The organism is Haloarcula sp. KBTZ06 (assembly GCF_048595605.1).
Taxonomy (GTDB): Archaea; Halobacteriota; Halobacteria; order Halobacteriales; family Haloarculaceae; genus Haloarcula; species Haloarcula hispanica.
The window spans coordinates 1-15382 of record NZ_CP184337.1 but is presented as its reverse complement, the minus strand read 5'-3'; the positions used below and the strand labels follow the sequence as shown (position 1 = coordinate 15382).

General features: G+C 64.6%; 19 protein-coding genes. 6 read left to right on the top strand and 13 right to left on the bottom strand.

Going from position 1 to position 15382, the window contains the following annotated elements:
- The first annotated feature begins 43 nt into the window (after positions 1–43).
- Complete coding sequence (locus ACNO8S_RS00095; protein ID WP_014039173.1) at positions 44–268, top strand: hypothetical protein; 225 nt, start codon at positions 44–46, stop codon at positions 266–268.
- Positions 269–276: 8 nt separating this feature from the next.
- Here ACNO8S_RS00095 and ACNO8S_RS00090 read toward each other — a convergent pair whose 3' ends face one another.
- Genes ACNO8S_RS00090 through ACNO8S_RS00070 form a run of 5 tightly spaced genes read right to left on the bottom strand, consistent with a single transcriptional unit; the run spans position 277 to position 3661 of the window.
- Positions 277–738 carry a TIGR00725 family protein gene (locus tag ACNO8S_RS00090; protein WP_014039172.1) on the bottom strand — a complete coding sequence of 154 codons (462 nt, stop codon included), beginning with the start codon at positions 736–738 and terminating at the stop codon, positions 277–279.
- Between the two features lie 39 nt (positions 739–777).
- On the bottom strand, positions 778–2202 hold the full coding sequence (phaC, locus tag ACNO8S_RS00085) for a poly(3-hydroxyalkanoate) polymerase subunit PhaC (RefSeq protein ID WP_058990864.1): 1425 nt from the start codon (positions 2200–2202) through the stop codon (positions 778–780).
- Between the two features lie 3 nt (positions 2203–2205).
- Positions 2206–2751 carry a poly(R)-hydroxyalkanoic acid synthase subunit PhaE gene (locus tag ACNO8S_RS00080; RefSeq protein WP_050007575.1) on the bottom strand — a complete coding sequence of 182 codons (546 nt, stop codon included), beginning with the start codon at positions 2749–2751 and terminating at the stop codon, positions 2206–2208.
- 45 nt (positions 2752–2796) lie between these two features.
- The gene (locus tag ACNO8S_RS00075) at positions 2797–3354 is read right to left on the bottom strand and encodes a hypothetical protein (RefSeq protein ID WP_050007574.1); all 558 of its coding nucleotides are present in this window, start codon (positions 3352–3354) and stop codon (positions 2797–2799) included.
- A gap of 7 nt (positions 3355–3361) precedes the next feature.
- On the bottom strand, positions 3362–3661 hold the full coding sequence (locus ACNO8S_RS00070; RefSeq protein WP_014039168.1) for an AbrB/MazE/SpoVT family DNA-binding domain-containing protein: 300 nt from the start codon (positions 3659–3661) through the stop codon (positions 3362–3364).
- Between the two features lie 300 nt (positions 3662–3961).
- On the opposite strand from ACNO8S_RS00070, the gene ACNO8S_RS00065 reads away from it, so the two are divergent.
- A complete protein-coding gene (locus ACNO8S_RS00065) occupies positions 3962–4507 on the top strand; it encodes a MaoC family dehydratase (RefSeq protein ID WP_008306979.1) in 546 nt (181 codons plus the stop codon).
- Here the strand turns inward: ACNO8S_RS00065 and ACNO8S_RS00060 are convergent, their stop codons facing one another.
- The 5 genes from ACNO8S_RS00060 to ACNO8S_RS00040 form a co-directional block, all read right to left on the bottom strand.
- The gene (locus ACNO8S_RS00060; RefSeq protein WP_050007573.1) at positions 4508–5350 is read right to left on the bottom strand and encodes an alpha/beta fold hydrolase; all 843 of its coding nucleotides are present in this window, start codon (positions 5348–5350) and stop codon (positions 4508–4510) included.
- 76 nt (positions 5351–5426) lie between these two features.
- Positions 5427–6731, bottom strand: coding sequence for an NADH:flavin oxidoreductase (locus ACNO8S_RS00055; RefSeq protein WP_420182292.1), 1305 nt, complete (start codon positions 6729–6731; stop codon positions 5427–5429).
- On the bottom strand, positions 6728–7015 hold the full coding sequence (locus ACNO8S_RS00050; RefSeq protein ID WP_191450339.1) for a hypothetical protein: 288 nt from the start codon (positions 7013–7015) through the stop codon (positions 6728–6730). The genes ACNO8S_RS00055 and ACNO8S_RS00050 overlap by 4 nt, the downstream gene beginning before the upstream one ends.
- A 37-nt stretch (positions 7016–7052) precedes the next feature.
- Positions 7053–7580 carry a KEOPS complex subunit Cgi121 gene (cgi121, locus tag ACNO8S_RS00045; protein WP_420182291.1) on the bottom strand — a complete coding sequence of 176 codons (528 nt, stop codon included), beginning with the start codon at positions 7578–7580 and terminating at the stop codon, positions 7053–7055.
- Positions 7580–10474 (bottom strand): DEAD/DEAH box helicase, encoded by a 2895-nt coding sequence (locus ACNO8S_RS00040; protein ID WP_420182290.1) that lies wholly within the window; start codon positions 10472–10474, stop codon positions 7580–7582. Before ACNO8S_RS00040 ends, cgi121 begins: the two co-directional genes overlap by 1 nt.
- 115 nt (positions 10475–10589) lie before the next feature.
- Between ACNO8S_RS00040 and ACNO8S_RS00035 the strand changes: the two genes are divergently transcribed.
- Positions 10590–10835: a ferredoxin gene (locus ACNO8S_RS00035; protein ID WP_004960333.1), complete on the top strand. Its 246-nt coding sequence runs from the start codon at positions 10590–10592 to the stop codon at positions 10833–10835.
- On the opposite strand, the gene ACNO8S_RS00030 is transcribed toward ACNO8S_RS00035, so the two are convergent.
- Positions 10825–11271 carry a MaoC/PaaZ C-terminal domain-containing protein gene (locus ACNO8S_RS00030; RefSeq protein ID WP_151102764.1) on the bottom strand — a complete coding sequence of 149 codons (447 nt, stop codon included), beginning with the start codon at positions 11269–11271 and terminating at the stop codon, positions 10825–10827. The genes ACNO8S_RS00035 and ACNO8S_RS00030 overlap by 11 nt on opposite strands.
- Before the next feature lie 84 nt (positions 11272–11355).
- Between ACNO8S_RS00030 and ACNO8S_RS00025 the strand changes: the two genes are divergently transcribed.
- Positions 11356–12825, top strand: a complete 1470-nt coding sequence (locus ACNO8S_RS00025; protein WP_420182289.1) for an MATE family efflux transporter — start codon at positions 11356–11358, stop codon at positions 12823–12825.
- Positions 12826–12866: 41 nt separating this feature from the next.
- On the opposite strand, the gene ACNO8S_RS00020 is transcribed toward ACNO8S_RS00025, so the two are convergent.
- Positions 12867–13253 carry a RidA family protein gene (locus tag ACNO8S_RS00020; protein ID WP_336358694.1) on the bottom strand — a complete coding sequence of 129 codons (387 nt, stop codon included), beginning with the start codon at positions 13251–13253 and terminating at the stop codon, positions 12867–12869.
- Positions 13254–13324: 71 nt separating this feature from the next.
- On the opposite strand from ACNO8S_RS00020, the gene ACNO8S_RS00015 reads away from it, so the two are divergent.
- Together ACNO8S_RS00015 and ACNO8S_RS00010 are read left to right on the top strand one after the other, a co-directional pair.
- The gene (locus tag ACNO8S_RS00015; RefSeq protein WP_420182288.1) at positions 13325–13420 is read left to right on the top strand and encodes a hypothetical protein; all 96 of its coding nucleotides are present in this window, start codon (positions 13325–13327) and stop codon (positions 13418–13420) included.
- A complete protein-coding gene (locus tag ACNO8S_RS00010) occupies positions 13421–14206 on the top strand; it encodes a DUF7089 family protein (RefSeq protein WP_420182287.1) in 786 nt (261 codons plus the stop codon).
- 48 nt (positions 14207–14254) lie between these two features.
- Here ACNO8S_RS00010 and ACNO8S_RS00005 read toward each other — a convergent pair whose 3' ends face one another.
- On the bottom strand, positions 14255–15382 hold the full coding sequence (locus ACNO8S_RS00005) for an ORC1-type DNA replication protein (RefSeq protein ID WP_008307001.1): 1128 nt from the start codon (positions 15380–15382) through the stop codon (positions 14255–14257).

The window sequence follows — 15382 nt, the reverse complement described above, 5'->3', positions numbered from 1 at the left end:
AAGTAGACGCCACGGTCAAACCGACGTATCCCTTTGAGTCGGTATGGACCTGACACGGACCGAACGGCGGTTGCTGTGGGTCGGAACAGCACTAGCGGGCGCGCTTCATCTGCTCGTTCCGGGGCTGTTACTGTCGCTGGCGCGGCTGGGCTATCGCTGGGTGCTGTCGGTGGAGTTCACGCCACAGGACGGGGCCCATCGTCGGGTCAGGCTGCTTGGCGTTGGGAACCTCGTTGTTGCGGCGGTACTGAGACGGCTACTCGACTGAAACGACGGCTACTGCACGGCAGACTCAACGTATGCGACAGCCTCGGCAGGGGTGTCGACGTGTTCGATGGCGTCGCCGTCGGCCACGCCGTCGAGGCGGTGGGTACCGAGCCCGGCGACTGGGCGATTTATGTCGAGGGCGTGGCCGAGTTCCGAGAGCGTTCCGGTGCCGCCGTCAACGGCGATGACGGCCGCGCCGTTCATCACGACGAGGACGTTTCTGGCGTTTCCCATCCCCGTCGCGATAGCTGTCTGGACGTAGTCGTTCGCGTCGGCCCGGCGCTCGCCGGGTAAAATACCGAGAGTGTGACCGCCCGCCTCGCTCGCACCGCGACAGACGGCTTCCATCACACCCGTGAGACCGCCACAGACGACGTCGTGGCCGTGCTCACCGAGTAGTTTCCCGACCTCGCGTGCCTGTTGGTACTGTTCGTCGGTAACTGTCGAGCCGCCGATGACCGAGACGCGCATAGCTGGTCGTGCAACGGGAAACAGAAAAACGCCGCCGGATTACAGTTGGTCGAGCCAGTCTTGCGCGCGGGATTCGGTGGTTTCGGCGATATCGGCCAGTTCGGCCGCGTCGTACTCGGCCAGGTCCGCGACGCTGTGAATGCCGGCGGCGTGCAGCCGTTCGGCGTAGGTGGGGCCGATACCGGAGACGCTATCGACGTCGGCGGGTTCGTCGGCTGCGTCGGCGTCGTCCTCGGTAGCGTCGGCATCGACATCGTCAGTCGCGTCAACCTCGATATCAGTGGATTCCGACTGGTCCACTGTGTCGTCTTCAGGGGACTCGACCTCGATGTCGACTTCCTCGCTCCCCTTGCTGCGCTCGGAGTACCACTCGGCGACCTCGGGCCAGAGGTCAGCGTGGGTCGACGACGAGACGGAGAGACCGATGTGGCCCGTCGAGAACTCGATGGTTCGCGTGTCGTCGCTGGCGATGACGTCGTTGAACGGCTTGGAGGCCTCCGGCGGGATGAGGTGGTCGTACTCGCCCATGAGCTGGAGGACGGGCATGTCGATGTTGTCCAGGTCGACGTGCTTGCCGTTGAGCTCAAGCTCGTTCTTGTAGAGTTTGTTGTCCTGATACACGTCTTCGAGGAACTGAACGTAGGCCTCGCCGGCGACGTCGATACCGTCACCGAGCCACTGCTCCATGCGGCCGAAGTTCTCGACGAAGCCCTCGTTCTCCATGTTCTCCGCGAACCGGATGTACTTCGTGACGTAGTTCTCGACGGGGTCCATCAGCGCGAAGCCGATGTCGAGCATGTCCGAGGGGACGTTGCCGAACGTATCGACGACGTCCTGCGGGGAGTAGTACTCCTCGGAGCCCCACTCTTCGAGGACGCCGCCGGTGTGATCGAAGCATAGCCCAGCGGCCATCAGGCCCAGGGTGTTGACTTTCTCCTTGTGGAGCGCGGTGTACATCACCGACATCGTGCCGCCCATACAGTAGCCGAGGATGTTGATGGCGTCCTGGCCGGAGCGCTCGCGGACCACGTCGACGCAGTTATCCATGTATCGGTTGACGTAGTCATCGAGCGTGAGGTGCTGGTCGAGCCGCGACGGCTCGTTCCAGTCGATGAGGTACACGTCGTGGCCCGCCTCAAGCAGGCGTCGGACGACCGACCGCTCTTCCTGCAGGTCGAGGATGTACGGCCGGTTAATGAGCGCGTACACGATGAGAATCGGCACGGCTTCCTTGTCCTCCTCGGCGACCTCGATGCCGGCGGCCTCGGCGTCGTAGTGGAGGAGTTCGAGCTTGTTCTCCTCGTAGACGACGTCGCTGGGCGTCTGGCCGACTTCGACGGACTCCATCAGCTCCAGTCGCTCGTCGGCGATCTGACTGGTCTCGGCGGCGTCGGTCATGTTCTCCAGCGTCTTGCGCTGCCAGTTGAGCGCGGCCTCGAACGGATTGAACGGGTTACTGGACATGAGTTACTCTTCCATGTGTTCGAGAATGCGGTCGAGCTTCTGTTCGACCGCGTGCTGACGGCGCTCCAGTTCGATGAGCCGCTCAGCAACTTCGTCGACATCGTTGCGCGTTGGGAAACCCATCTGCTCCAGAGCGTCCTGACTCAGGTCGTCGGCCTCCTGTTGCATCTCCATCATCGACTCGACGAGCTGGCCGTTGGCGGCCGCGAAGGCCGAGGTTCCCATGACGTGTTTGAACGCCTCGTTGGCGGACTGCAGCCAGATATCACGGAACTCGGCGGGGTCGACGTCCTCGCCCTGTGCGGCGTCGGTCGAGCGCTCGACCATCTGCTCGGCGGCGTCGATCCACTCCTCGTAGGCGCGGTTGTAGCCATCCATCCCGTCGGCAAGGTCCTCTTCTTTGGGAATCGTGTCCTCGACGGCGTCAGCCCACGACTCCACGAAGGCCGCCTGCGCCTTCATGTTCTGCTCCATCGAGTCAGCGACCGCGTTGTTCATCTCCTCAACCATCTCCGTCCATTCCTCCTGAATGTCGTTTGTATTACTCATAATAGTACCTCGGCGGCGGGCGCACAAAAAAACCGACTGTCGTATTTACGCTTCGACGTCGACAGCGTCGGCGGCTTCGGCCTGCACTTCCTCGACCTGTTCCTGAATCTCTTCGACCTGCTCCTGCACTTCTTCGAGTTGCTCGCCGAACTGCTCGGCGGCCTCGACAGACTGCGCTTCGAGTTCCTCGTGGGCCTCGACGAGCATATCGACCTGATCGTTGACGGCGGTGACGTACTCGTCGGTCATCTCGTCGTAGGTGTCAGCGCCCTCTTCGAGCTCCGTTTCCATGTTGTCGAATATCTCGGCGTGGTTCTCGAGCAGGAAGTCGAACTGCTCGTCGACGGTTTCGCGGATCTGCTCGACAGTCTCGGTCATGCCGGGCATCGTCGACGCCATCGCGTCGAGGTAGCTGTGGAAGGCGGTCTGCTGAAGCTCGACGCCGCGGCGCTGTGCCGACTCCTGTGTGTCGAGGCTGTCGATGACCGCGCTGTTGACGTTTTGCTGGAAGGAAACGCTCTGTTCGAGCGCCTTCTGGCTCTGCTCGATCGTGGTACGCTGCATCTCGAACGCTGTCGTGACGGGGGTTGTGTAGTCTACCATTGTTGGATTACTCGCTGTTGTTGTTAGTGACCGGGAGGACGACGGCTTGAACGATATCGCCTTCGTCGATGCCCAGCGCCTCTCGCTCCGCATCGGGGATGCTGATCCGACCCCCGCTTTGCACGCGGGTCTTGAACGTCGCCATCTGGCTCATGGCACCGAGCTGATTCATATCGAAACTCGGCATGCCACCGCTGGCGAACATCTGTTTCATCAGCTGCTGTTGCTGTTCCATCGCGTTCTCGCTTGCCTGTTGCATCCCCTTGAACATCGGAGGCCACAGCAGGCCATCATCCTCGTCGGCCATCGGTCAACTACATGTACTCTCCTCAACAATATAAACTTTCCGCTGAAACCCATTGAATACCATTGATTGGTAGAGAATGGTATTACCGATTGAGGAGCGTCGAGGGACGTGCTACGCTCTGTAGCACCGATAACTTCAACCCCAAATACACGTCTGACGCCCGTTAGACGGTATTTACCGACATCTGAGGCGAAACCAACACCAAGGTTTAATACTCCGACCAATAAATTAGCAGAACAGATGAGTTCTGAATCGCCACGAAACCCGCTGTTAGACACATGGACTGAAACATCGTCACATATGTTCAACAGCGTCGTTGCAGCTAACCGGGCAGCGTTCGCTGCGTTCGGCGTCCAGCAGGAGGACGAGAACGGCGTCACGCCCGCAGACCGTATCGAGCCGGACGAAGACCTCCCGGAGTGGCACGTCTCGATCTCCGAAGACCACCCGGGCCGCCTCGGCGTCGGCGACCACGTCGATTTCACGAAGACGATCTCGGAGAACGACGTGCAACAGTTCGCCGCCGCGAGCGGCGACACGAACCCGCTTCACCTGGACGACGAGTTCGCAGAGCAGACGCGCTTCCGCGGCCGCATCGCCCACGGGACGCTCGTCGGCAGCCTCATCAGCGCGGCCCTGGCACGCCTGCCTGGGCTGACGATCTATCTCTCACAGGACCTGGAGTTCCACAACCCGGTCCGTATCGGCGACCGACTCACTGCCGAGTGTGAGATCGTCGAGGACCTCGGCGACGAACAGTACCGGCTAACCACGCGCGTCCTCGCAGACGACGAAGTCGTCATCGACGGCGAAGCGGTCGTCCTCATCGACGACCTGCCAGAATAGTCAGCAGAACGCTCGAACGGCCCGGTTGAAACGGTCGGGGTGTTCCCGCGGCGGACAGTGCCCGCAGTTCTCGAAGATTTTCAGCGTGCTATCAGTGACCGTCCCGGCCGCCTGCTCGGACCACCGACGGGGGAGCAGTGGGTCGACGGCCCCGTGAATCAACATCGTCGGCACGTCTATTTCCGCTAACCGGTCGGAGTAGTCGGTCCGGAAGCCACACCACTGGAACTCGCTGCGCTGCCAGCGCCGCATCGCCCGGACGGTCTGGCGGTCGACGGCGCTGTCGACGTCCTCGACCAGTTGCTGGGGTGGCTCCCCGGGACCCATGCTTCGGAGACTGTTTCTGATCGCCGATTGGGACGATCCCACACCCTGCCAGAGCATATTTCCGAGTATCGGTGTCTGCAAGACGCTGCTGGCCGCTGTGCGCCAGTAGGCGTCGGAACCCAGTCCGTAGCTGTCGACTAATACCAGCCGTTCGACCGGACCGCCGTCAAGCGCGTGTCCGAGCGCGATTGCGCCGCCCATCGAAAGGCCGGCCAGCGCGGGTTCCTCGATACCGAGCGCGTCGATGAACTCGGCCACGGTCTCAAGGTAATAGTCGGTCGTGTACGCGCGGTCTGGCTTGTCGCTGTCGCCGTGGCCCGGCAGATCGAGTGCGTACACCGTCCGTTCCGGCGCGAGTGCGGGGAGTGCGTGACGCCACGAAACTGTCGCGGCGTCCAGCCCGATGCCGTGGAGAAACACCAAAGGCGGCCCCTCGCCGCCGGTCCGGTAGTGAATATCGACGTCCTCACCGTCGACGGACAGTTCGACGCGCTCGGACGAAATCCCTGTCGTCATCGGCGTTCGTTCGGGACCGAGGGCGTATGAGCCTTTGTATCCGCCCAGTTATCACGGCGGGAGCGTCCGAAATCGGTCACTCGGGTCGCTCGTACGCACCGTCTCGCTGGAGTCGGGCTTGCTCGCGGACGATAGCCGGCGTCCGACAGCGACCCGGTTCGCCGGTGACCTGCGGGACAATGCAGTTGTTACAGCTCTCACACAGCGCGTCTGCGCCCTTGAGCAGGCGAGCGCCGAGCCGCGGCTCCGCGTAGAACGGGCGAGCCATTCCGACCGCATCGGCGGCGGGGACGGTTCCAGTCGCTCCGAGGAACCGGTCGCAGTCGGCCCGCGTCCGAAGTCCGCCCTCCAGCAGAACCGGCACGTCCACGCGCTCGCGGACCGCCCGGCAGAAGTCGGCGTTCCACCCCGGGTCGCGGCTGAAACGGCAGGCTTGCAGGCGATTAAGCAACTGAACGGCACGCGCTCGTAGTCGGCCGCCGAAGACTGCTGCGTAGTCGTCCTGCAGGTCACTCGCGTCCCAGGCCCGGTCCGGAAACGCACCACGGACAATGCTCATGTCCCAGAACGGGGACACCTCGACCGGAACGAGACCATCATAGCCGATAGCCGCCGCTCGCGTCGCGATAGCCACGCCATCCCTCCGAGTGAGATGCCGTCGAACGAAACTCGGCGCAGCGGTCTCAGCTGGGACCTTCGTGACCAGCGGCACGTCGCCGACGTGTTCCCGAACGGCGTCGTGGATTGCTTCGAGGAAGCGGACGCCGTCCCGGAACTGGTCGTTCCGACGGTTGTAAAACGGCGAGAGGAACTGCTGGATAAGGCTCATGTTCGCCGCAGAAAGGTGGATGCCGTCGTATCCCGCCTCGACGGCGTAGCCGGCACAGCGCCCGAACTGCTCGGCCAGGGCCCATACCTCCTCTGTCGAGAGCACATCCGGCTGGAGCGAAATCAGGCCAAGCCGGTCAAGCATCTGGAGCTGCCACGGCGGGCGGCTGACGGCGAGCTGGCGCTGGTCCGGGTGCTGTCGGCGGTACTCGGTGTGCCACGTCGCCATGCTCCGGAGACCACCGTGGGCCAGTTGCAGGAAGATTCGACCGCCGTGGTCGTGAATCGCCCCGGTGAGCCGTTCGAGCCGCTCGACGAAGGCGGGGTCGTGGACCCGCGTCATGTTCGGCGCGGCACAGCCGCCGCGGTCGGTGACGATGCTCGCCCCCTGAAAGAGGAGGCCGACACCGGAGGCTGCCGTGGGTTCGAGTTCGTCGATGAGCGTGTCGACGGCGGCCTCGCCGTTGCCGGCACACTCCAGTACCGGTGCGCGGTACAGCCGGTGGGAGACCTCGACGCCACCGAGAGACAGCGGCGTCTCCAGCGCGGTCACGACTGCTCGCGCTCGTCGAATGTTGCCACAGTACGACCGCAGTGCTGTGGTGTCACCTGCTGAACCGCCGCCCGGACCTCCGTCGGCGAGTCGAACTCGCCGTCGGTGCTGCCCGCGAGCGCGGCCGAGAGGTCCTCGGCGGGCGGGTCGGCGCTGCCGTACTCGTTTGCCAGTTCCTCCACGCGGACCGGGTACGCGGCCCCGCCGGTGGTGCGGTCGACCGACGCTTCGACCCGGCGGGCACGTTCGCTGGCCCGCTGCCGTGCCGTCCGCTGTGGGTCCATGTGCGTGAATAGCACAGAGATCGTCAAAATTCTATCGCTACTTCTCGACCGGCAACAGCGCGACGCGCTCCCGAACGGCATCGGGAAGGCCGCCGGCCGTCGCGGCGAGTTCGGTGTCAGTCACGTCGAAGAACGACCGGACGCGGTCTTCGTCGTACTCACCCAGGGTAGACGCAGCCGTAAGCTGCTCGCGAACGTCGCTCGCGGCTGCTTCGATACCGTTCTGTTCGATTTTTCCTACGTGAGAATCTATCCGTTCGTGGTCGACGACGACCGCGACGACGGGACAGGCCCCCTCGCTGACGCCCATCGCCAGTGCACTGTTGATCTGGCGGCGGCCGGCCGCGTACAGCAGTATCTCGACGCCGAAATCCTCAGCAATGGCGTCGCCCCGGTCGTGGGCACGAGTTGCGAGTTCGACAGCCAGTTCGAGGTGGGCCCGGTCCACGACGTAGCGGGCGTCGAACGCCTGCACTGTGACGCCGTGGCTGTCGCCGATTGCACTGAGCGTCTCCACGAACGCCCCCACGTCGTCGATATCGGCAGTGCCCTCGACGACCCGCATCAGAAATCACCCAGGCTCGACTGGTCCTCGTTCGCCGCCGCTTCGGCGTTCGTGTCGGTGTCCGCCTCGTCGTCGAGGTCGACGGACACGTCGGCTGCGGGTTCGACGCCCTCCATCGACGGGTCGCGGTGGCCGGCGTTCTCCAGCACGTTCTCGGCCGTTTTCCGGCGGCCCCGGAGCGCCGCCAGGACGACCGACTTATCGGCGTCCCGGAGCTGTGCGCGGTCGGTGATACCGGCCTGAAACAGCCGGCGGGCGCGCTTGCGGCCGACGCCGCGGACGCCGGCCAGGTCGACCAGTTCCTCCCGGACGCCGTGTTCGACGCGGATGCGGGCCTCGCTGATGGCCCGCGCAGCGTCCAGATCGACCTCGCTGGCCAGCGATTCGGCGGCCCCGAGCAGCCACTGGGCCGTCTCGACTTTCCCGCGGATGTCGCCCGGGCCGACGCCGTAGCGCTCCGTGATCGTCGCCTCGTCGACCTCCGTCGCCCAGTCTTCGAGCAGGCGGGCGGTCTTCAGCGCCGAGAGCCAGTCCTCGAAGCGACCCTCCTCGAACTCCGACGGCGTAGGTCCGAGCAGCTCTTCCTCTCGCTCGAACAGTTCCATCTCGTACTCCTCGCGGTCGCCCGACCGGAGATACAGTTGGTACATGTCCGGCGTCCGTGAGACGAGGTGGTACAGGCCCAGCGCGGAGATGTCATCCGGGTCCGCGTCGGCGTCGTCGCTCCCATCGGCACCCTCGGCCAGTTCGCTAGCGGTCGTGAAGCCGCTGTCTGCCGGCGGTTCAGCGGGTGCGTCAGCCGGCGACCCGCTGGCCGAGGTGCTGTCGCTGGCCCCCCGCTCCCAGTCCCGGAGGCCGTCGACGATTTCGGCGGCACTCATCGGGTCAAGGTAGAGCCGCGAGACAGTGTGGCCCAGCGAGGTCGCATCCAGCTCTCCGCCCTCGATTTCGAGGAAGTCGTTGCGCTGCAGGTAGGTGAGCACGTCGTCGACGACCCGTTCGAGCTGGCCGCTATCGTCGGTCTGGCTGGCGTACAGCGTCTGTTCGAGGAACTCCAGCAGCCCCTCCCGCGAGCGGGCGAAGCCGGAGGCGACGGTCGCGAGGATGTGGGTCCGCAGCGCCGGTTCGGCCGCGAGTTTCGACCGGACCGGCTCCGGGTCGGCCCAGACGTAGCGCTCGAACAGCTCGTCCACTTCGTCGTGGCTGGACGCGATGAGAACAGCCTCGCCGTAGGGGTCGAGTCCCGGGCGGCCTGCCCGCCCCATCATCTGATGCACTTCGAGCACCGAGAGCGGGGCCATTCCGCCGGCCGAGCCGTCGTAGCGCCGCCAGTCGCGGACGACGACGCGCCGCGAGGGCGTGTTGACGCCGGCCGCGAGCGTCGGCGTCGCACAGACGACCTTCACCAGCCGGTCCCGGAAGGCGTCCTCGACGAGTTCGCGGTGGCCGCGCGAGAGGCCGGCGTGGTGGAACGCCGCCCCATCCGCGACGGCGTCCGCGAGGTCGTCGCTCGTCTCCGTGTCGCTCACGTCGCGGATCTCCTCGGCGATGTCGGCCAACTGGTCCCGCTCCTCGGCGGTAAGGTGGGGCCGGACGGTGTTCGCCAGTCGGCCCGCCGCCGCCTCGGCGTTGCGCCGGGAGTTGACGAATACAAGTATCGAACCACCTTCTGTGAATGATTCAGTTTCCCCCTCATTATTTAATGCGAGCGGAGTGGTTGAAACCAATGATTTCAACCGTCCATCGTTGGCTAAGTCTTTTATTATCTCTCGCTCCTGATTAGAGAGTCCATCGTGGTAGATTCCTACTCCCGCCGGTAGCAGTTCTGATAGTATGTCTGTAGACGGTGAATGACCCACCTGACGGATTTTTTCTGCTATTTTTTTGAGGTTTTGTTTCTCTGTCACAGATATATAGGGCTCTGTACTCTCTGATAGACGGATGGCGAGACTCTCTGCAGAGTCTGAGTCGTGCGTGATAGCGACTCCAAAAACACCGAGTTCGTTCCCGATTTCATGCTGAAGCGAATCGATACAGAGATTTTGTATCTCCTCTTTAATCGTAGAGCTATAGTCGTCCTGGAGACTCAAGACCTCGCCAGTCTCTTCTTCGATTAAGTTCCGGTGGCGGTCCGGTTTTTCTTCCAGTTCTGCTATTTCACTTAACAACGTATCGCGGACGATGGCCGCCGTCTGCTTCTCGTTGTTGTGCACCGAGAGGCGCTGCTGGCTCCCGTCTTCGAGATGGAGTGCCTGCCCGTAGTGGACACCCTTCTGGAGGTCGATGGGCCGCCAGTCCGAGTCGACGAGCCCCGCGTTGAGCCACGTCGCCAGCGCCTCGGCGTTGCCGATGGTCGCCGACAGCGCGACGGTCTGCAGGTCGGGGTTGAGCCGCCGGAGCTTCGCCAGCGTCACCTCCAGTGTCGGCCCTCGCTCCCCGTCGTCGACCAGATGGACCTCGTCGGTGACGACACAGGTGAGGTCCTCGATCCAGGGGGCGTCGTTGCGGACCAGCGAGTCCACTTTCTCGCTGGTGGCGACGACGATATCCTTGTCCGCGAGCCACCCTCCCTCGGACTCGTAGTTCCCCGTCGAGACGCCGATGTCGAGGCCGTACTGTTCGAACTCCTCGAAGTCGGCCTGCTTCTCGCTGGCCAGCGCCCGAAGCGGGACGATGTACAGCGCCTTCCCGCCGCGGGCGACCGAGGAGAGCATCGCTAGCTCGGCGATGAGCGTCTTCCCGCTCGCCGTCGGAATCGACGCGACCAGGTTCTCCCCCTCGGTGACGCCGGCCTCGACGGCCTCGGCCTGTGGCGGGTACAGCTCTTCGATGCCGTCGTCGCGCAGGTGGTCCGGGAGCCACTCGGGCACGCCCGGCAGGTCCGCAACGTCCATTACACCCCGCTTGGGTCCTGCCCCGATTTAAACTGTCGCACTGCAACCGCGTCGGTCCGCTGGCGCATCGAGCACCGAGGGGAACGCCTTTGGCCGCAAGCGGCCAACACAGGGTATGCGAGTCGAATATGACTATGACACCTGTATCGGGATGTTCCAGTGTGTCGCGGAGTGGGACGCCTTCGAGCGCGACGAGGACGCCGGCAAAGCGGTGCTGGCGGACAGTGAGGAACAGGACGAGGACGTGTTCGTCCGGGAGGTCCCAGACGACGCCGAACTGGACGCGAAGTTCGCGGCCCGGACCTGTCCGGTCGACGCCATCACGATCTACGATGACGACGGCGAACAGCTCATTCCCTGATTAGTCCTTCGACGGTCGCTTCAAGCACGACGGTTCCGGCGGGAGCACTATCTGCCGAGTTCGGGGCGGCTGTGTCAGCCTGACCAGAGTTATCGTCGCGATTGACTCGCCGGACAGCCACATCGCCCACAAGAGCGACGCCACCATCGGTATGCGGGTCAGCGCTCACAACTGTTAGTTCACAGACCAGCGTCTCACCGGTGTACACCGGGCGCTGGAACTGCAGGTCCATCCGCGAGGCAAGCACTTCGAGGTCGCCGTCGATACTGGTCAGCAGTGACGCGGTGAGCAACCCCTGAACCATCCGCCGGCCGTCCCCATCGGGTTCCGTGTGGCGGGGCTGGTCGTCTCCGGAGAGAGCGGCGAACTGGTCGACATCTTCGGGTCGAAACGTCCGCGTCTCGGTGAACGTCTCGCCGGCTTCGACGGAAGGCATGTGCTGGCCTGTCGGCGCTACGGGAGAAAAGCCTATGGCCTCGTCCCGAAACCCACAGGGGGCTGGACTTCCCAGGTCAGAGCGATGTCGACTGGTGGTCCCCTCCGTCGTCTTCTGACTGCGTTCCCCGCATTGCTGGCCAGTGCAGGGCTCGTCGACCGAGAGAAGGCGACTGCCGCGACGGATCTCGCCGCGCCGGTGATGGTCACCGGCGGGCTCCGGATCCTGCTGCGCCTCGCCGACTTCCTGATGGTCGGCCTAGCGCTCGGTGACGCGGCTATTGCCGGCCTCGAACTCGGCTTCCAGTACTACTTCGTCGGGTTCGGGCTCTCGCTGGCGGTCTCCTCCGGGACGATAAGCGTCGTCTCACGGCTGCAGGGAGCCGACCAGCCCGAGCGCGCGAACCTCGCTGTCAAGCAATCGCTGTGGATCGCGTTGCTCATCTCCATCCCGCTGTCGGCGCTCTGCTGGCGCTATCCGGATCTTCTGGTGGGGGTTCTCACCGACGATCCGGCGACCATCCGGTTCGGCGCGACGTATCTGGCTATCGTGATGCTGTCGCTGGCCCCGCGGTTCTGGAGCATGGTCGCCGCCCGCGCGCTGGCCGGCAGCGCCGACACGAAGACGCCGATGTACGTCCGCCTGCTCACGCTGCCGACGAACGTCGCGCTCAACGCTGTCCTCATCTTCGGCGTCGGCCCGTTCCCCGAACTCGGTATCGCCGGCGCGGCGTGGGGCACGGCCATCGCCAACACGCTCGCGGCGGTGATTTTCCTCGGGCTGTTGCTGTCCGGGCGCTACGTCGTCACGCTCCGGCCCGGCGGGACGCAGTTCAGCGCCGACCTCATGCGCGAAATCGTCCGCGTCGCGCTCCCGCTGTCCGGAATGCGACTGCTCCAGACGTTCGCCCGCTTCCCGTTCCTGTTCATCCTCGGCGTGCTGGGGACGCCGACGCTCGCGGCCTACGCCATCGGCCGCCGGGTGATGCTGCTGGCGCTGATGCCAGCATGGGGCTATGCGACCGCCGCGTCGACGCTGGTCGGGCAGTCGCTGGGGGCCGGTGACGAGCGGGAAGCGACCGCCTACGGCTGGCAAACGCTTCGCGTCGCGCTCGCCGTCCAGCTCGTCGCGGCGGTCCTGCTCGTGGTGTTTGCCCGCCCCATCGTCGCCCTGTTCGGGACCGCCTACCCCGACCTGGCGGCGGCGTTCGTTCGCGTCTTCGGCCTGCTCGTCGCCGGCTTCTCCATCTCCCGGACGATGCGGGGCAGCCTTCGTGGCGCTGGTGACACCCGCTGGCCGCTGTACGGGACGTTTCTGGGCGGCTACTGCTACCGGCTCCCGGTGGCTGCCCTCGCCCTCCCGTCGTCGTTCGTCGTCACGGTTCCGGTCCTCGACATCGCCGTCTCGCCGGGCCTTGGGCTCGGCCTGCCAGCGATCTTCGCCGCGCTCGTCGGTGACTTCTACCTGAAGGCCGCGGTCAACGCGGGCCGGTTCTGGTCCGGCGGGTGGCGGGCGGTAGCCAGGCGGTCGGGCGTGGGCGCGGCCGACGACTGACGGCGAACGCTATCGTCCACACCGGCCCGCTGTCGACCGCGTCACTCGACCTGTGCGACGGCTTCGACCTCGACGACGGCCTCGGGTGTTGCCAGACCGCTCACCTCGACCATCGTCGCTACGGGGCGCACGTCGCCGAAGAACTCGCTGTGGGCCTCGCCGACCCGCTCCTGGTCGTCGATATCGGTGACGTACATCCGGGTCTGGACCACGTCCTCGATAGCGGTGTCGAGATCCGCGAGCGCGTCCTCGACGATACCGAAGGCGTGTTTCGCCTGTTCGTACGGGTCTCCCGGCGCGACGACCTCGCCGTCGTCGTCCGTGGCGATGGTACCGGCAACGCGGACGGTATCACCCGCACGTATCGCCCGCGAGTAGCCGACTTGCTCTTCCCAGTCTGTGCCCGTGGAAGATCGTTCGCGACCCATACCCAATAGACGCTGTGGGCCCCCAAAATCGTTTCTCAAGTTTTAATGTCCGGCCCGAGATACTCATTGGCATGAGCAAGGCCACGAAAATCGTCCTCGGAACAATCGGCATGTCAGCACTGCTGTCCATCGGCATCGTCATCAACCTCGTCCTGTTCTCGGCGTAGATGTTCACCGAGCGTTCACTGACCGGCGAACTGCCGGCAGTACGTGCGGCCTACGCCCCTGAGACGCTCGTACTGAACTGCGACCGCGATTTCGAGACGCTGGACCCCGCAGTCGCCGAGGAACTCCTGCTGGTGACTGACAGCCTCGACCAGATTTCCTACGACGGCGCGTGGCTGCCGACCACAGCGCCAGAGGTGCTACAGGAGTACATCGGCGGAGACCTGACTATCGGGATGCCGGGCGACGGCGGCGTTGCTTGGACTCACCAGACGGAACCCCCCTGCGTGTTTGTCAAGCCACGGCTGGAGACCTCGCCGGACGACTTCGTCTCGTTTCTCGTCGCGGAGGCGCTCGTCGAGGTCAGCCTCGACGAACCCGAGCACTTTCTGGGCTTTTTCGGCGAACAGTACCCGGAGTTCGTGGCCGCCACCGAGGACCACCTCGACGCCAACGCCCGGTACCAGCTCGCAGCGGCGGTGTACACAGCGTATCTGGGCCTCCAGACCCGCGCGGAGTTCGCCGACTGGGCCGACGACTACCCCGAGCTGTACGCGGCATGGGAGGATGCCGGCGAGCGCCTCCAGCCCCGCCTCGAAGACCTCCCCAGCGAAATCGCCCAGGGCCAAACGGAGTTCGCCGCGGCCGCCGAACTCGCCTGTAGCGGCGTCAAGCACGGACTCGACCTGCCCGCGCCGTTTGCCGCGCTCGACACCGACGCCTATCTGGAGTACGGCGCTGACTACGCCGTCCAGTGGGCCGAGACGACGTTCGAGAAGATGGAGTGACTCGGTTCCGCTTCGGAGGAGCGGAAGAATACGCTCTAATACGATGTGCTACAGCCGTTCCAGCACCGCATCGGCGTCGTAGTTGAGCGTCAGCTCCCGCGACCGACCGCGACCCTCGACGTTGGTGTAGTCGGCGTCGATGATGTCGAGCTGGTCGAGCTTGTTGATGATCTCGGAGTACCGGGTGTAACCCAGGTCTGTCTGCTCGGAGAAGGCGTCGTAGATGTCGCCGGCCTGCTGGCCGTCGTGGGCGGCAATGACCTCCACAAGCGCGGTTTCCGAATCCGACAGTTCCCGCAACCGGCGGGAGAGGTGGACGTATTTGGACTTGTCGTAGGCCTCCTCGACGTCCTCCGTTTCGACAGAGCGGGAGGCACGCATCTCGGCGTTCATCCCGGCCCGGCGCAGGAGGTCGATACCGACCCGGAGGTCCCCGCCCTGTTCTTCGGTCAGTTCGGCGACGCGGTCCAGCACCGTGGGGCCGACGACACCTTCGTTGAACCCCCGGTCGGCGCGCTCGCCCAGGATGTCCGCGATTTCGGCCTGTCCGTAGGGGTTGAAATACACCTCCTCCGGGCGGAACACGGACTGGACGCGGGTATCGAGGGCGTCGATGACGTCCAGTTCGAGGTCCGAGGAGACACAGATAACGCCGATTTTCGCGCCGGAGTGGGCCTCGTGGGCGCGCAACAGCGAGTACAGCGTGTCACTGGCCTCGCTCTCGTAGAACAGGTAGTTCACGTCGTCCAGCGCGACGACGAGTACCTCGTCTTCCTCGACCAGTTTGTCGGTTATCTGGGAGAACAGCTTCTTGAACGAAATACCCGAGGACGGCGGCTCGTAGTCGAATATCTCGGCGAACAGGCGGGAAAAGACGGCATAGCGCGTCGAGTCCATCTGGCAGTTCACCCGCACGGTTTTCACGTCTGTCTGGGCGGTGAGTTCGTCGAACAGTATCTGGACGGCCGTCGTCTTCCCCGTTCCGGGCGGTCCGCGGGCGATGACGTTGAGCGGGCGCGACCCGCGGACGGCCGGCCGGAGCGCGTACTTCAGCGTCTCCATCTGGGTGTCCCGGTGTTTGAACGTCTCCGGGAGCCAGTCGATTTCGAAGACGTGTTCGTCCCGAAAGACGGACTCGTCCCAGCCGAGCATCCGGTCCTCGGGGTCGTCGCTCAT

What these genes read in the sequence shown, in the direction of transcription:
- ACNO8S_RS00015 (WP_420182288.1), top strand. Translation starts at nt 13,325, where the DNA reads ATGAGCAAGGCCACGAAAATCGTCCTCGGAACAATCGGCATGTCAGCA.
- cgi121 (WP_420182291.1), bottom strand. Translation starts at nt 7,580, where the DNA reads ATGCGGGTCGTCGAGGGCACTGCCGATATCGACGACGTGGGGGCGTTC.
- ACNO8S_RS00025 (WP_420182289.1), top strand. Translation starts at nt 11,356, where the DNA reads ATGTCGACTGGTGGTCCCCTCCGTCGTCTTCTGACTGCGTTCCCCGCA.
- ACNO8S_RS00090 (WP_014039172.1), bottom strand. Translation starts at nt 738, where the DNA reads ATGCGCGTCTCGGTCATCGGCGGCTCGACAGTTACCGACGAACAGTAC.
- ACNO8S_RS00035 (WP_004960333.1), top strand. Translation starts at nt 10,590, where the DNA reads ATGCGAGTCGAATATGACTATGACACCTGTATCGGGATGTTCCAGTGT.
- ACNO8S_RS00030 (WP_151102764.1), bottom strand. Translation starts at nt 11,271, where the DNA reads ATGCCTTCCGTCGAAGCCGGCGAGACGTTCACCGAGACGCGGACGTTT.
- ACNO8S_RS00060 (WP_050007573.1), bottom strand. Translation starts at nt 5,350, where the DNA reads ATGACGACAGGGATTTCGTCCGAGCGCGTCGAACTGTCCGTCGACGGT.
- phaC (WP_058990864.1), bottom strand. Translation starts at nt 2,202, where the DNA reads ATGTCCAGTAACCCGTTCAATCCGTTCGAGGCCGCGCTCAACTGGCAG.
- ACNO8S_RS00005 (WP_008307001.1), bottom strand. Translation starts at nt 15,382, where the DNA reads ATGAGCGACGACCCCGAGGACCGGATGCTCGGCTGGGACGAGTCCGTC.
- ACNO8S_RS00040 (WP_420182290.1), bottom strand. Translation starts at nt 10,474, where the DNA reads ATGGACGTTGCGGACCTGCCGGGCGTGCCCGAGTGGCTCCCGGACCAC.
- ACNO8S_RS00020 (WP_336358694.1), bottom strand. Translation starts at nt 13,253, where the DNA reads ATGGGTCGCGAACGATCTTCCACGGGCACAGACTGGGAAGAGCAAGTC.
- ACNO8S_RS00080 (WP_050007575.1), bottom strand. Translation starts at nt 2,751, where the DNA reads ATGAGTAATACAAACGACATTCAGGAGGAATGGACGGAGATGGTTGAG.
- ACNO8S_RS00065 (WP_008306979.1), top strand. Translation starts at nt 3,962, where the DNA reads ATGTTCAACAGCGTCGTTGCAGCTAACCGGGCAGCGTTCGCTGCGTTC.
- ACNO8S_RS00050 (WP_191450339.1), bottom strand. Translation starts at nt 7,015, where the DNA reads ATGGACCCACAGCGGACGGCACGGCAGCGGGCCAGCGAACGTGCCCGC.
- ACNO8S_RS00095 (WP_014039173.1), top strand. Translation starts at nt 44, where the DNA reads ATGGACCTGACACGGACCGAACGGCGGTTGCTGTGGGTCGGAACAGCA.
- ACNO8S_RS00070 (WP_014039168.1), bottom strand. Translation starts at nt 3,661, where the DNA reads ATGGCCGACGAGGATGATGGCCTGCTGTGGCCTCCGATGTTCAAGGGG.
- ACNO8S_RS00075 (WP_050007574.1), bottom strand. Translation starts at nt 3,354, where the DNA reads ATGGTAGACTACACAACCCCCGTCACGACAGCGTTCGAGATGCAGCGT.
- ACNO8S_RS00010 (WP_420182287.1), top strand. Translation starts at nt 13,421, where the DNA reads ATGTTCACCGAGCGTTCACTGACCGGCGAACTGCCGGCAGTACGTGCG.